This is a genomic window from Arthrobacter sp. 05T45, assembly GCF_056395875.1.
Genome location: NZ_JBFTKI010000027.1, coordinates 20307 through 33270 on the forward strand (window position 1 = coordinate 20307; position 12964 = coordinate 33270).

The 12964-nt window shown below is 67.4% G+C and carries 11 protein-coding genes; 4 read left to right on the plus strand and 7 right to left on the minus strand.

The features are described from left to right. Nucleotides 1–73: 73 nt before the first annotated feature. Both AC1DGD_RS18935 and AC1DGD_RS18940 read right to left on the minus strand, forming a co-directional pair. Entirely contained in the window at nt 74–1000 is a 927-nt protein-coding gene (locus tag AC1DGD_RS18935; RefSeq protein WP_476857839.1) for a type IV toxin-antitoxin system AbiEi family antitoxin domain-containing protein, read from the minus strand. A 203-nt stretch (nt 1001–1203) separates the two neighbouring features. Next, nucleotides 1204–2217: a LacI family DNA-binding transcriptional regulator gene (locus AC1DGD_RS18940; protein WP_476857840.1), complete on the minus strand. Its 1014-nt coding sequence runs from the start codon at nt 2215–2217 to the stop codon at nt 1204–1206. Nucleotides 2218–2370: 153 nt separating this feature from the next. Here AC1DGD_RS18940 and AC1DGD_RS18945 point away from each other — a divergent pair, with 153 nt between their 5' ends. Further along, nucleotides 2371–3549 (plus strand): Gfo/Idh/MocA family protein, encoded by a 1179-nt coding sequence (locus AC1DGD_RS18945; RefSeq protein WP_476857841.1) that lies wholly within the window; start codon nt 2371–2373, stop codon nt 3547–3549. Next, on the plus strand, nt 3546–4565 hold the full coding sequence (locus AC1DGD_RS18950; protein ID WP_476857842.1) for a sugar phosphate isomerase/epimerase family protein: 1020 nt from the start codon (nt 3546–3548) through the stop codon (nt 4563–4565). Before AC1DGD_RS18945 ends, AC1DGD_RS18950 begins: the two co-directional genes overlap by 4 nt. Before the next feature lie 166 nt (nt 4566–4731). Here the strand turns inward: AC1DGD_RS18950 and tgt are convergent, their stop codons facing one another. The 5 genes from tgt to AC1DGD_RS18975 all read right to left on the minus strand — a co-directional run bounded on the left by tgt (nt 4732) and on the right by AC1DGD_RS18975 (nt 9828). Further along, a complete protein-coding gene (gene tgt / locus AC1DGD_RS18955; RefSeq protein ID WP_476857843.1) occupies nt 4732–6030 on the minus strand; it encodes a tRNA guanosine(34) transglycosylase Tgt in 1299 nt (432 codons plus the stop codon). Nucleotides 6031–6063: 33 nt separating this feature from the next. Further along, complete coding sequence (locus AC1DGD_RS18960; RefSeq protein ID WP_476857844.1) at nt 6064–6789, minus strand: SRPBCC family protein; 726 nt, start codon at nt 6787–6789, stop codon at nt 6064–6066. A gap of 52 nt (nt 6790–6841) precedes the next feature. Beyond that, a complete protein-coding gene (locus AC1DGD_RS18965; RefSeq protein WP_476857845.1) occupies nt 6842–7939 on the minus strand; it encodes a DUF6707 family protein in 1098 nt (365 codons plus the stop codon). A 120-nt stretch (nt 7940–8059) separates the two neighbouring features. After that, complete coding sequence (locus tag AC1DGD_RS18970; RefSeq protein ID WP_079551800.1) at nt 8060–8599, minus strand: NUDIX hydrolase family protein; 540 nt, start codon at nt 8597–8599, stop codon at nt 8060–8062. Between the two features lie 35 nt (nt 8600–8634). Next, nucleotides 8635–9828: a PucR family transcriptional regulator gene (locus tag AC1DGD_RS18975; RefSeq protein ID WP_230008747.1), complete on the minus strand. Its 1194-nt coding sequence runs from the start codon at nt 9826–9828 to the stop codon at nt 8635–8637. A gap of 153 nt (nt 9829–9981) precedes the next feature. Between AC1DGD_RS18975 and AC1DGD_RS18980 the strand changes: the two genes are divergently transcribed. Together AC1DGD_RS18980 and AC1DGD_RS18985 are read left to right on the plus strand one after the other, a co-directional pair. Continuing rightward, the gene (locus AC1DGD_RS18980) at nt 9982–11319 is read left to right on the plus strand and encodes an MFS transporter (protein ID WP_476857846.1); all 1338 of its coding nucleotides are present in this window, start codon (nt 9982–9984) and stop codon (nt 11317–11319) included. Next, complete coding sequence (locus AC1DGD_RS18985; RefSeq protein ID WP_476857847.1) at nt 11316–12956, plus strand: thiamine pyrophosphate-dependent enzyme; 1641 nt, start codon at nt 11316–11318, stop codon at nt 12954–12956. Before AC1DGD_RS18980 ends, AC1DGD_RS18985 begins: the two co-directional genes overlap by 4 nt. The last annotated feature ends 8 nt before the right edge of the window (nt 12957–12964 follow it).

Consider the following 12964-nt stretch of genomic DNA (forward strand, 5'->3'; position numbering starts at 1 on the left):
GGCGGGCTACCGGCGAATTCGAGTCGTTGGGGTGCGGGGTGTGGGGTGCCGGGCGCCGCAACGCATTCGACGCTCAGGGGTGCCGGCGGCCGGCCAGCGCACGAAGCAGACGGTGTTTGAATTCCTGCTCGCGAAAGAGGTCCTTCCACTCCACGCGGACGAACCGCCAGCCCTCTTCAACCAGGGCCTTCTCCCGGCGCCGTTCCTCGAAGAGCACCTCGGCCGTGGGACTGTAGTCGAAGTACTTGATTTTGCCGTCGAACTCGAGGGCGACCTTTTCCTCCTTCCATGCAAAGTCCAGGCGATGGCGCCCGGCGCGGCTCGACACTTCCAGCTGCGGCTCAGGTGCCCGGATCCGCAGCCGCAGGATCAGGTCGCGGGTCAGGGTCTCGCCGGGAGATTCGGAGCGCGGATCGGCCGCGGCCAGGACACGGCGGAAAGTCCGAATGCCCCGGCGGCCGTCCAGGTCATCTGCCATGGCCTGCAGGGCGCCCGGGTCCGCGCCGAGTCGAAGCGCGTGGTCCGTGAGGATCAACGCCTGCCTGTAGGGCAGCAGCATGGCGCAGTCGGCCGTCGTGCGCTCCAGGGACGTGGTCCGGAGGCCGTTCACCACGGCGACGTCGTGGTCGGCGAAGGGGCGCGTGTGGCAGCGGACGTCACTGCCGTGACGCTCGTTCGAGGGCCGTACCTTCTGGAGGACATGGATCATGTCATCCACTTCCCACAGGTGGAGGAGGCGGAGGCGCGCCGCGGAAGTGTGGCTGTAGTGGAAGGCTCCTGTCGACGTCGTACGCGTTCCGTGGGCGTGCGCGTAGATGAGCTGCCGGCTCCGGACAGTATGCGACTGGGCGTTCCAGAGGCTGGCGCGGATGTAGCAGCCGTGCCGAAGCCGGACGAGGGTGCCTGAATCGAGGAGCGAGCGGATGGCGCGCGAGCTGAAGCCGAGATCCAGGAGCTGTTCGGTGCGCCAGAGGTTACCGGTCTGCGGCAGCTCCAGCACGGGTTATGCGTCATGCCACCAGCTTCGGCCGCTGCAGGAGCAGGCGGGAGGCCCCGCCGTCGCTATGTGGAAAACACGAGGGCGCCGCACCTTGGCTTCTTTGGGGGACGGCCGCTTTGGACGCCGCCCAATTCGCCGGAAAGCGGCGAAGGCGCCGCAAAGTTACGGCGAACTCGGTGGTTTCCCGCGAATTCGGCGGGGCGTCAGCCGGGAACGCGGGCGGTGGTTCCGCGGACGATGAGGTCCGGCTCGATCAGCTGGCGCTCAGGCTCGAGGGCCGGGTCCTGGATCCGTGCCAGCAGGGCGCTTGCGACGCCGGACCCGACAATGTCGCTCCGGTTGTCCACCGAGGTCATGTCCAGATACCGCGACTTGGCCAGCGGGGAGTTGTCGTAGCCGATCACGGAGAGCTCTTCCGGGATGGACAAGCCCCGGGCCTTGGCTGCGGCGAAGGCGCCCAGGGCCATGGTGTCATTGGCGGCGAACAGGGCGGTCGTGTCGGGGTGGTGGTCAAGGACCCAGCAGGCGGCCGCATAGCCGTCCTCCTCAGAGGTGCCGCGGGATTCGCCGGCGATCCGGGCCTCGACGCCGGCCTCCAGGATGCGGCGGCGGAAGCCCTGCCGCCGGTGGGCCGCGGCGCCGCCGGAGCCCGAGAGGTGTCCGATGCGTGTGTGGCCGAGCCCGATCAGGTGCTCCGCCGCCATGCGGCCGCCGTCGTCGTCGTCGTTGGTGATGAGCCCGGCGCCGGCGGGAACGCCGTTCCGCCAGCCGGCGACGACGGCGGGAACCCAAGTGCCGGCCATCATGGACTCGCTCGGCTCGGCGGCGATGACGAGGCCCTCCACATGCATGGACAGCAGGCCGTCCACGGCCTCCGTGATGCGGTTCTCGCCGGGGCGGGAATCGGCGAGGGTGACCTGGTAGCCGTGGGGGGAGAACACGGATTCCATGCCGCGCAGGAGGTCCACGAACCAGGGGTTCCGGAAGTCGTCAATGACCAGCCCGATGCTTTTCGTCTGGCTGCTGGCGAGCGTGGTCGCCGCCCGGCTGGGGCGGTAACCGAGCTCCGACATGGCCGCCCGGACGGCCTCCCGACGCTTCTCGCTGACCTTTGACGGGTTTTGAAGCACGAGCGAGACCAGTGACGGGGAGACGCCAGCGCTCTTGGCGACGTCGTAGATCGTCGGGCGGCGGGTTCTGGGGGTATTCAACGACATCTGCAGGGCCTTTCACGTCTCATCCGAGGATAACCGGTCAACCATTGACAGGACATATGGACATAGCTACGCTTTTGTTCAGCGCCAGATTTTGTAGCGCTCCAATTTCTACAGTCGGGCCGTCGGCCTGACCGAATTTCAAAGGAGAAATCGATGGCTGACAGTTTGGGAGTTGCCGTAATCGGCGCCGGAATGGCAGGAAAAGCGCATGCGGCCGCGTACCGCACGGCGTCGGCGCTCTACAGCCCGGTTCTTCCTCCTATCCGGCTGGTCTCCATCGGCGACGTCAACGCCGAGTTCGGTTCCCTGGCCGCGAAGCGTTTCGGCTACGAACGCCACGACACCTCGTGGCAGGCGATCGCCGAGGCCGATGACATCGACGTCGTGAGCGTCGTGATCGCGAACTCCCTCCACCGCGAAGTCGTGGAGGGCCTGCTGGCCGCCGGCAAGCACGTGCTGTGCGAGAAGCCGCTGAGCGACTCAATCGAGGACGCCCGCGCCATGGCCGAGGCGGCCCGCAGTGCCAGTTCGATTGCCCGCATCGGGTTCACCTTCCGCCGCACGCCGGGCATCGCCTACATCCGGGACTTGATCCGCACCGGCGTGCTGGGGAACGTCCTGCACTTCAGCGGCCGCTACTGGACCGACTACGGGTTCAGCCCGTCGGCGCCCATGAGCTGGCGCTACAAGGGCGGCCCGGGCTCCGGGGCCCTGGCCGACGTCGGCAGCCACCTGACGTACGTCGCTGAGTTCCTCTGCGGCGACATCAAGTCCATCAGCGGCGGACGCCTCAGCACCGTGATCGACAAGCGCCCGCTGCCGCTGGGCGCCGTCATGGGCCACGACCACGCCGCGGTCAGCGACACGTTCGAGCCGGTCGAGAACGACGACTACGCGGTGTTTTCCGCCGAATTCGAGAACGGTGCAGGCGGCTTCGAGGTCTCCCGTGTCGCCGCAGGGCACGCGAACAGCCTCATCTTCGAGGTCTTCTGCGAGAACGGCGCCGCCCGGTTCGACCAGCGGCGCCCCGCGGAGATCGAGCTGTTCCTCAACGACGGCCCGGCCAACGAAAACGGCTACCGCCAGGTGATCCTCGGCCCCGGACACCCCTACATCGCCGGCGGGCTGGCCATGGACGCGCCCAGCGTCGGCTTCGGCCAGAACGACGCCTTCGGCTACCAGGCCCGGGCCTTCCTCGAGGAGGTCGCCGGCCTCAGCGGGGCGGACTCCCTGCCCCGCTGCGCCACGTTCGACGAGGGCGTGCGCAACATGGAGCTGCTCGGCGCAGTCACCGAATCCGCCCTCAACAACGGAAAGAAAATCACGCTATGAAACTCGGCGTCTACAACGCAATCCTGCACGACCGGCCCCTTCCCGAGGCCCTCAAGGTCATCGCCAACCTCGGACTGACCGGCATCGAAATCAACACGGGCGGGTTCCTGCCGGCCGTTCACGTCCCCACCATGGACCAGATCCTGGAAAGCGATGCGGCCCGCGATGACTACCTCGCGATTTTCGAGGGCACCGGTGTCTCGATTGCCGGCCTGAACTGCAATGGCAACCCGCTGCACCCCAAGCGTGAGATCGGCGGGAAGCATGCCGAGGACATCCGCCGCTCCATCCGGCTGGCGCAGCGGCTGGGACAGGACCGTGTGGTGACCATGTCCGGCCTGCCCGGCGGCGAACCCGGGGCCACCACGGTCAATTGGGTGGTCAACGCCTGGAACTCGGCGGCCCTGGACGTGCTCGACTACCAATGGGGCATCGCGGCCGACTTCTGGAAGGAAACCGACCGCCTGGCCGCCGACCATGGCGTGAAGGTGGCCCTTGAGCTGCACCCGCAGAACATCGTGTTCAACACCGCCGATGTCCACAAGCTCGTTGAGCTTACCGGCGCGACCCATGTCGGCGTCGAGCTTGACGCCTCGCACCTGTTCTGGCAGCAGATGGATCCGGTCGCGGTGGTCCGCGAACTCGGCCCGCTGGTCTTCCAGGCCGCGGCGAAGGACGTCCGCATCAATACCGCGAACGCAGCGCTCTACGGTGTCCTCGACAACAGCTTCCGGCGGCTCTCCCCGGACGAAAACCGCACCAACCTCGGCGGCGACGAGTGGGCCAACGAATGGCCCAAGGACTCCGCCTGGGACTTCGTTGCCCTGGGCCGCGGGCACGACACGGCCTACTGGACCGAGTTCCTGCGCGCGCTCTACGAGGTGGACCCGGAGATGCTGGTCAACATCGAGCACGAGGACGTCTCCCTGGGCCGGATCGAGGGCCTCCAGGTGGCGGCCAAGGTCCTGCGGGACGCCGACTCGGCACTCGCGGCGTCGCTGCACCTCACCAACTGACGGCCTGACGGCCCGGCACCCGAGTCCTGCCGCCGAGGTCGCCGGAACACTGCGGGGTCGCCGGAAACTTCCGGCGACCCCGCAGTGTTCCGGCGACCTCGACGCCGGGGCCGCACCGACGCCGGGGCGACCTCAATGTCCGGGGCCGCACCGACGCCGGGGCGACCTAGGAGTAGTAGTTCGCCAGGGTCTCGGCCTTGAACTCGAAGAAGTTGCCGGCCTCGATGGCGAGCCGGGCGTCGTCGACCATCTTCACCACGAAGCGCTCGTTGTGGATCGAGATCAGGGTGGCCGAGACCATCTCCTTGGCCTTGAACAGATGATGGATGTAGGCCCGCGAATAGTTCAGGCAGGCGTAGCAGTCGCAGCCCTCCTGCAGCGGGCCGAAGTCGCGTTTGTACTTCGCGCCGGAGAGGTTGTACCGGCCGGTGGGGTGGTAGAACGCCGAGTTGCGGGCCACCCGGGTGGGGGAGACGCAGTCGAAAGTGTCCGCGCCGTTTTCAATGGCCGTGAAGATGTCGTCCGGTTCGGAGATGCCCAGCAGGTGCCGCGGCTTGTTCTCCGGCAGCTCCTCGTTGCACCAGCGCACGATCGTGCCGAGGTTCTCTTTCTCCAGCGCCCCGCCGATCCCGAAGCCGTCGAAGTTCATGCCGCCGAGGTCGCGGCAGGCCTTGCGGCGCAGGTCCTCGTACTGGGCGCCCTGGATCACCCCGAACAGGGCCTGGTAGGGCTTGCCGGCGCGCTCGTCCGTGAGCCGGAAGTGCTCGGTGATGCACCGCTCGGCCCAGCGCCGGGTCCGCTCCAGGGACTCCTCCTGGTAGCCGCGGGAGTTCTGCAGCGTGGTGAGCTCGTCGAACGCGAACATGATGTCCGCGCCGATCTGGTGCTGGACGTTCATGGAGATCTCGGGGCTGAAGCGGTGCCGGTCGCCGTTGAGGTGGCTCTTGAACCACACGCCTTCCTCGTCCACGTGGGCCAAGCGTTCTTTGCCGGGGGCGACGGCGTCGTCCGGCCCCGAATGGTCCACCGATTTCATGTCGATGACCTTCTTGAACCCCGAGCCCAGGCTCATCACCTGGAAACCGCCGGAATCGGTGAACGTCGGACCGCGCCAGTTCATGAACGCCCCTAGGCCACCGGCCTCGTCCAGGATGTCCGCGCCCGGCTGCAGGTATAAGTGGTAGGCGTTGGCCAACACCGCCTGCGCGCCGAGTTCGGCAATGGATTCCGGCAGCACGGACTTGACCGTGGCCTTGGTGCCGACGGCGATGAACGCCGGGGTCTGGATCTCCCCGTGCGGGGTGGCGATGGTGCCGGCCCGGCCCAGGAACTCACCGCCGTTGGCGGCAACCTGCCCGGCCGACGGCGGGCACGTCTCGCTCAGGCGTTTGCCCACGCGGAAGGAGAACTCGGACTGCCGGGCAGGCGCGGGGGACGAAGACGCGAAGTCAGGATTGGCTGGCACGGTTCAAGTGTGCCAGCTAACGCAGCTCAGGACTCAGTGGACGGGATCCGATGTGGGGTAGTTCTCAGCCCGCCACTTGTCCCAGTAGTCGCGGACCGCCTCCAACTGGTGGGCCCCGAGGTCGTAGGTGGAGACGATTGCGAGGGATCCGCCGTCGGGCCGGACGTCGGCGATGGCGGGCTGGTCCGCCACGATCAGCAGGCCGTCCCCGTGCTCGGCATAGTTGTGGACGGTCAGACCCACCTGGTGGTTGCTGCGGAACCACACTTTGCCGGAGATTTCCTCGCCCGTGGGCAGGGTGAGCGAATACGGGTCCCCCGGCGCCGGGACATCGCTCAGCCCCAGCCTTTCGATCGCGGACCCGCCTGAGCCGGGAACGGAGAAGAAGAAGGTCCGGCGCTTGCCGTGCGGGTGCCGTTCGAGGGCGAAGCGCAACTGGTGGAGGAATGTCAGCCAGCCTTGGGTGATGTCCTCGTCCCAGGCCGCCCACTCGGAATTGTGGTCGATTGCCGCCCGGGTGACGCTGACCTCCGTGCCCGTGGGGACAGGTTTCAAGGTGAAAACGTCGCCGCCGTCGACCACCAGGGAGGTGTGGTCGGCGCCTTCGACCACATTGGGGCCGAAGTAGATTTCGTTGATTTCGGCCTCTTGGTCATCGGCCACCCAGCCGTGCCATTGGGCGATCTTGGCGGGTTCGCGCAGCATGGTCCAAACTTGCTGCGCGTCGGAATTGATCACAACGCTCAGATTGTTCGTCATGGGGTGAATCTACAACTCCGGGCCCGCCACGGGTAGGGCCCAACGCTAGACCTCAGGCGCGGACCGATTCGAGCTCGTTGGCGATCCGGCGTTCCAGCTCAACGGTGCCAATTGTTTCGGAGCCGCCGTGCGCGCGCAGGAACAGGAGCGCCTCGAGCCGCAGCAGGCGCCAGTCGCGTTCCGCATCCTGGTTCGCGTTGTCGATCGAGCGGAAGATTTCCTTGTCGTACAGGTTGGGCTCGTTGAGCGAGCGCTGGCGCACCTTGGCGTTGATCCTGGCCTTGAACGGGTCCGTTTCCATGGCCTCCGGCGCGCGGAGCAGTTTCTCGTAGATCCCGGCGCGCTGGTCCTGACCCAGCTGGCGGCAGATGTAGCTGGAGAGCGCCAGCGATGACTCCACGGAGGCCCAGCGGTCGGGGTTGCCGTCGAACGGCAGGACGTTGAGCAGGTCCGCGACCGCCAGGGCGTTGTCGGGGTCCTTGAGGGTGACGAAGAGCTCGTGCGCGAGGTCGCTGAGATCCTTCAGGCAGCTCCCGGACTTGGTGTTGATGCCCTTGGCGAGCCGTTCACTGAGCAGGAGGACACCGACGGCGCCCGGATGGTCCTCGGCCGCGGTCTCCACGACAGACTCCGGCGTGCCGTCGGGGGCCGGGATGAGTGCCAGGTCCGCTTCGCTGGGTCCGCTCACCGCGGGCGGCGCAACAGGCTGGGGAGGAACGACGACGGCGGCTGCCGCCGTATTGTCGGGCCCGGCAGCGTCGGATTCAGCTGCGTCGGACCCGACAGCGTCGGATTCAGCTGCGTCGGATTCAGTTGTGCCAGGCCCGGGTGCGACCGGCTCAGCCTCTTCCGGCGCGGGGGCGCCGCCATCGGAAGGAGTTGGCGTGCCGGGCGCGCCGCCGTCGGACACGGGGGTGCCGGCCCCGGCGTCGTCCGTGACGCGGACCAGTGATCCCGCCGCGATCCGCAGCACACCGCCGCCGCTGAGGGTCGTCAACACCATGGCGGGAGTCCCAAAATCGTCGGTTTCGACATCCACGCGATGGATCTCTGCGGAGCGGTTTCCGTCGGGCAGAATCAGGTGGTCGCCGGCCCGCAGAGATCCAGCCTGCTGTTCACTGTAGTTCCGGGAGGCTGGGGGGTGGGTCATCGGGAGTCCTTAAAGTTCTCTTGCGGTCCGCCCAACAGTCTACAAAATCGGCCGCACGAAGTCGGGGACGCAGGGGAGCCCCCGAGAGTCCCCGGCCGGCGCCGGGCCCAAGGGAACCGGCTAGTTGCCGACCCCCGCGAACGCCAGGGCCTGCCGGATCAAGGCCCCCCGGCCGCCGCTGAATTCGAGCTGCACGTCCGTGCCCATGACCTCCTGCGGGGTCATCCAGGTCAGTTCAAGGGCGTCCTGCCGCGGGGAGCATTCGCCGGTCACAGGAATGATGTACGCCAGGGCAACGGCGTGCTGGCGGTCGTCCGTGAAGCCGGTATGGGACGGGGACGGGAAGTACTCGGCCACGGTGAACGGCACCGGGCTGACCGGAAGCTGCGGGAAGGCGAGGGGGCCCAGGTCCTTCTCCATGTGGCGGAGCAGGGCGGCGCGGATGGTCTCGCGGTAGAGAACGCGGCCGGACACCAGGGACCGGACCATGGTGCCGTCCTCGTCGGCCTGCAGGAGGGTGCCGACCTCGTTCACGAACCCGAGGGGGTCCAGCCGGACCGGAACGGCCTCGACGTAGACCATCGGCAGCCTGCCCCGCGCTTCGAACAGGTCGTCGTCGGAGAGCCAGCCGGGATTCGGGTCAGGGGTGCGCACATTCATGGTTAAGTTCTACCCCATCCCTGACCCGCCGGGCGTCACGCCCAAGCGACGACGAGCCGGGCCGTCTGCGCCGGGACCGCCAGGTCCACGCCTGTCAGATCCTGAAAGCGGCTGATCCGGTTGAGGATGGTGTTGCGGTGGCAGAAGAGCTGCTGCGCTGTCGCCGTAATGCTCCCTGTTTCCAAGTAATGCTGGACGGTTTCTTTCAGCCGCTCCCGTTCGCCGCCGCGGCACCCGGACAGGCCGGTCTCAAGGTCAGCCAGGAGGTCCAGGCCGACGTCGAGCATTTGCTGCTTGGCCAGCCGGGCCCAGGCGGCCTCCGCTGACAGGGGCCCGGAATCGGAAGACCGCAGCAGGGAGGCGAGGCTTCCGGCCGTGCGGGCGGCCGCGGGCAGCGCCCGCAGCCCGGCGACGCCCGGAACATAACCGCATGGGATGTCGGTCAACGCGGCGGGGACAGAGTGCCGGGCGCCGTCCCGGTATGGCGGGAGCGGCCAGAACGCGTAGGTGTTCCCGCCGAATTCGTGGACGAAGAACCGGCTGCGTGTCTGTTGCCCGGAGCCCAGGCTGGTCGCGGCCGTTCGGAGACTCACTGCGGCGTCGCCACTGGCCGCCACGAGTCCGAAGCGGGCGGTCGAGTCCACGCCGAGGGCGGCGGCGACCTGGCTGACGGTCTCCGCGGTGGGGCTAGCCTGGTTGAAGAGCCGGGCAATGAATTCGCGGCGGATGCTGGACTCCTCCTGGGCCATCCGCACGCGTTCGGTCAGATAGCTCGTGTGGGTTCGCGTGGCGAATTGGTCCACGACGCGCCACACCCTGTCCACACTGGATGCCAGCAGCGCGGCGTCCTCGGCATCGGCGATCTGCAGCAGGCCTTCCCAGATGATGCTGAAGTCCAGCCGGACGGCCGAGATGAGCGCCTCCGGCGGGATGCCGGCCCGGGCGCGTTTGGCGCCCAGATCGGCAGCAAATTCGAGGAGCGACTCCATGGCCGGACCAAGGGGGGACTGCTGCCGGAGTTCCTGTCCGCGCAGCCCGTCCACCAAACGCCTGAATGTTTCGCGCGCAGTCACTTCGAGATCCCCGGAGCCCACCTGTTTTTCGGCATACTCGGGGATGTCACGGACCCTCGCCGTAAATGTTTCGGCCAGCGTGTCCAGCCGCCCGTGGAGCAGCTCCACCAGTTCGGCCCAGCGCAGGGAATCGCCCGGCGAATGAAAATTGTGCATTCACACATTTTAGGCATGGAAATGCGTGATGCAATGCTAGTTTTTTGGACGAAATGTACTGGCAGAATGGGACAAGAGAAATCGGGTGAGCGCAGTCACACCCCGTCGGCCTTATCGGCCGGTTCCATCCCTTCCGCATTATTTGGAGTAAACATGGCAAGCAGCGCAAGCAACGCCACCACCACCGCCGGCCCGCAGTTACCAGGGGTTGTCGATGAGAGCGTGGCCAAGAAAGTCGCCCTCGCGGCCCTCGTCGGAACGGCGCTGGAGTGGTACGACTTCTTCCTGTTCACCACGGCCGCAGCGCTGGTGTTCAACGCGCAGTACTTCGTGTCCCAGGACCCATTCGTCTCGGCCATGAGCTCCTTTGCCACCCTGGCCGTGGGCTTCGTGGCCCGCCCGATCGGCGGCTTCATCTTCGGGGCCCTGGGGGACAAGGTGGGGCGCAAGAAGATCCTGATGGTCACCATCGTGGGCATCGGCCTCGTGACCGGGCTCATTGGCCTGCTCCCGAACTACATGACGATCGGCGTCGCGGCCCCCATCCTGCTGGTTGCCCTGCGCATCCTGCAGGGCCTCGCCGTCGGCGGCGAGTGGAGCGGCGCGGTGATCATCGCAGTCGAAAACGCCCCGGTTGCCAAGCGCGCCCGCTACGCTGCCCTCCCGCAGCTCGGCTCGCCTATCGGCACCATCCTGTCCTCCGGCGGCTTCTTCGGAATGCTCTACCTGGTGGGCCAAGCCAACTTCGATGCCTGGGGCTGGCGCATCCCGTTCATCGCGGCGATCCCGCTGCTGGCCATCTCGATGTGGATCCGCAGCAAACTCAGCGAGTCCCCGGAATTCGAAGCCCTCATGGAGTCCGGCGAGACCGAGCACGCCCCCATCCGCGGCGTCCTGACGAAGAGCTGGCGCCAGATCCTGGTGGGCATGTGCTCGGCGCTGCTGGGCATCGGCGGCTTCTACCTCATCACCAGCTTCGTAGTCTTCTACGGCACCAAGGTGCTCAAGATGCCCTACGAAACCTTGCTTCTCGGCTCGCTCCTCGCGGCCGTCTTCGAAATCTTCGCCCTGATCTGGGCCGGCCGCATGGGCGAGAAATACGGCGCCAGCAAGGTCATCCTCTGGGGCGGCATCGCCTCCGCCGTCATCGCCGTGCCGGTCTTCCTGGCCATCGACACCGCCAACCCCGCCCTGGTCATCATCGCCATGATCATCGGCGTGTGCACCCTGTCCATCCCTTACGCGGTGTCCGGAACGGCCCTGACCGCACTCTTCGCCACAAAGGTCCGGTACACCGGCGTCGCCATCACCTCCAACAGCGCCGGCGTCATCTCCGGCTTCGTGCCGCTGATCGCCACCGCCCTCGTGGCCGCCAATGGCAACTCGTTCTGGCCCGGCGCCATCATCTTGCTGGTGGTGTCCGTATTGACCGCGCTGTCCGGCATTTTCCTCCCCGCACTGAGTATCGAAGAAAAGGGAATGAAGCATTGAGTACAACAACCACCGCCGGGCACCTGATTGTTGCCCAGCTGGAACGAGCCGGTATCCAGCGCGTCTACGGTGTTCCCGGGGAGAGTTTCCTGGATGTGCTGGACGGCCTGCACGGATCCTCCATTGAAACCGTGGTGACCCGCCACGAAGGCGGCGCCGGGTTCATGGCCCTCGCCGAAGGCCGGCTCACGGAGCTTCCGGGCGTGGCCATGGTGACCCGTGGCCCCGGTGCAGCCAACGCCTTCATCGCCATCCACACCGCGCACCAGGACGCCACCCCGATGATCCTGTTCGTGGGCCTCATCCCGGTCGCGGACCGCGGCCGGGAGTCGTTCCAGGAATTCGACATCAACGCCTGGTTCGGCAGCACCGCCAAGAAGGTCCTGACGCTCGACGACGCCGCCTCCGCCGCCCGCGTTGTGGACGACGCCATCTTCACGGCCCTCAGCGGCCGGCCGGGACCCGTGGTGATCGGCCTGCCCGAAGACGTGCTGGTCCACTCCATCGAATCGGCCACGGTGGAGCCCCGGACAGTCGCCCGGACTGAACCTGCAGCAGCCGATCTCGCCGGCCTCGAGACGCGCCTGGCCGCGTCCAGGAAGCCCCTGATCGTGGTGGGCGGCGAAGGCTGGGACCAGGGAGCCTCCGACGCGCTGGCCGGCTGGGCCGCACGCCACGGCGTCCCGGTGCTCGCAGACTTCCGCGCCTACGACGCCGTCCCGCACAACAGCGACGCCTACGCCGGCTACCTCGGCTACGCCCGCAGCGACGCCAACGCCCGCCGCCTCGACGAGGCCGACCTGCTGGTCTTCGTCGGCTGCGTCCGCGCCGACGTGCTCTCCGACGGCTACAAGCGCGGACTGGATGCCGTCACCGTCGTCGTCCACCCCGGCGCCGATCTGCTGGGCCACTTCGGCCGGCTGGACCAGCACATTCCGGCCCACGTCTCGTCCTTCGCCACCGCACTCGCCGCCACGGATTCCGCGGCGGATCCCGAGGCCGGCTGGCTGGCCGGGGCCCGCGCCGACTACGAGAAGTTCTCCACCGCGCAGCCGGACAGCGGGAACGGGGTGGACTCGAAATATGTGGACCTCGACGTCGTCATGGAAATCCTCAAACAGGAAATGGACGACGACGCCGTCATCACCTATGGGGCCGGGAACCACTCGCTGTGGCCGGCCCGCTACCTGAAGCACAACACCGCGAACTCGCTCGCCGCACCCCGCAACGGGGCCATGGGCATGGGGATCCCGGCGGCGGTGGCTGCCTCCCTGGCCTACCCCGGCCGCCAGGTGATTTCCGTGGCCGGTGACGGCTGCTTCATGATGAACGGCCAGGAAATGGCCACGGCCATGGGCCACGGCGGGAAGTTCATCGCCCTCGTGGTGGACAACGGCATCTTCGCCACGATCCGTGAGCACCAGGAAGGCCACTACCCGGGCCGGCCCTCGGGCACGCACATGACCAACCCGGACTTCGCCGCGCTGGCCCGGTCCTACGGCGGCTACGGCGAACGCGTGGAGAAGGCAGAGGACTTCGGCGCCGCTTTCCGCCGTGCCGTCGACTCCGGGCTGCCCGCGGTCCTGCACCTCCCGCAGGACCCCACCACCCGCTCACCCAAGACCGCCAGCAACTGATCGGAGCC

What these genes read in the sequence shown, in the direction of transcription:
- AC1DGD_RS18940 (WP_476857840.1), bottom strand. Translation starts at nt 2,217, where the DNA reads ATGTCGTTGAATACCCCCAGAACCCGCCGCCCGACGATCTACGACGTC.
- AC1DGD_RS18950 (WP_476857842.1), top strand. Translation starts at nt 3,546, where the DNA reads ATGAAACTCGGCGTCTACAACGCAATCCTGCACGACCGGCCCCTTCCC.
- AC1DGD_RS18965 (WP_476857845.1), bottom strand. Translation starts at nt 7,939, where the DNA reads ATGACCCACCCCCCAGCCTCCCGGAACTACAGTGAACAGCAGGCTGGA.
- AC1DGD_RS18960 (WP_476857844.1), bottom strand. Translation starts at nt 6,789, where the DNA reads ATGACGAACAATCTGAGCGTTGTGATCAATTCCGACGCGCAGCAAGTT.
- AC1DGD_RS18970 (WP_079551800.1), bottom strand. Translation starts at nt 8,599, where the DNA reads ATGAATGTGCGCACCCCTGACCCGAATCCCGGCTGGCTCTCCGACGAC.
- AC1DGD_RS18980 (WP_476857846.1), top strand. Translation starts at nt 9,982, where the DNA reads ATGGCAAGCAGCGCAAGCAACGCCACCACCACCGCCGGCCCGCAGTTA.
- AC1DGD_RS18975 (WP_230008747.1), bottom strand. Translation starts at nt 9,828, where the DNA reads ATGCACAATTTTCATTCGCCGGGCGATTCCCTGCGCTGGGCCGAACTG.
- AC1DGD_RS18945 (WP_476857841.1), top strand. Translation starts at nt 2,371, where the DNA reads ATGGCTGACAGTTTGGGAGTTGCCGTAATCGGCGCCGGAATGGCAGGA.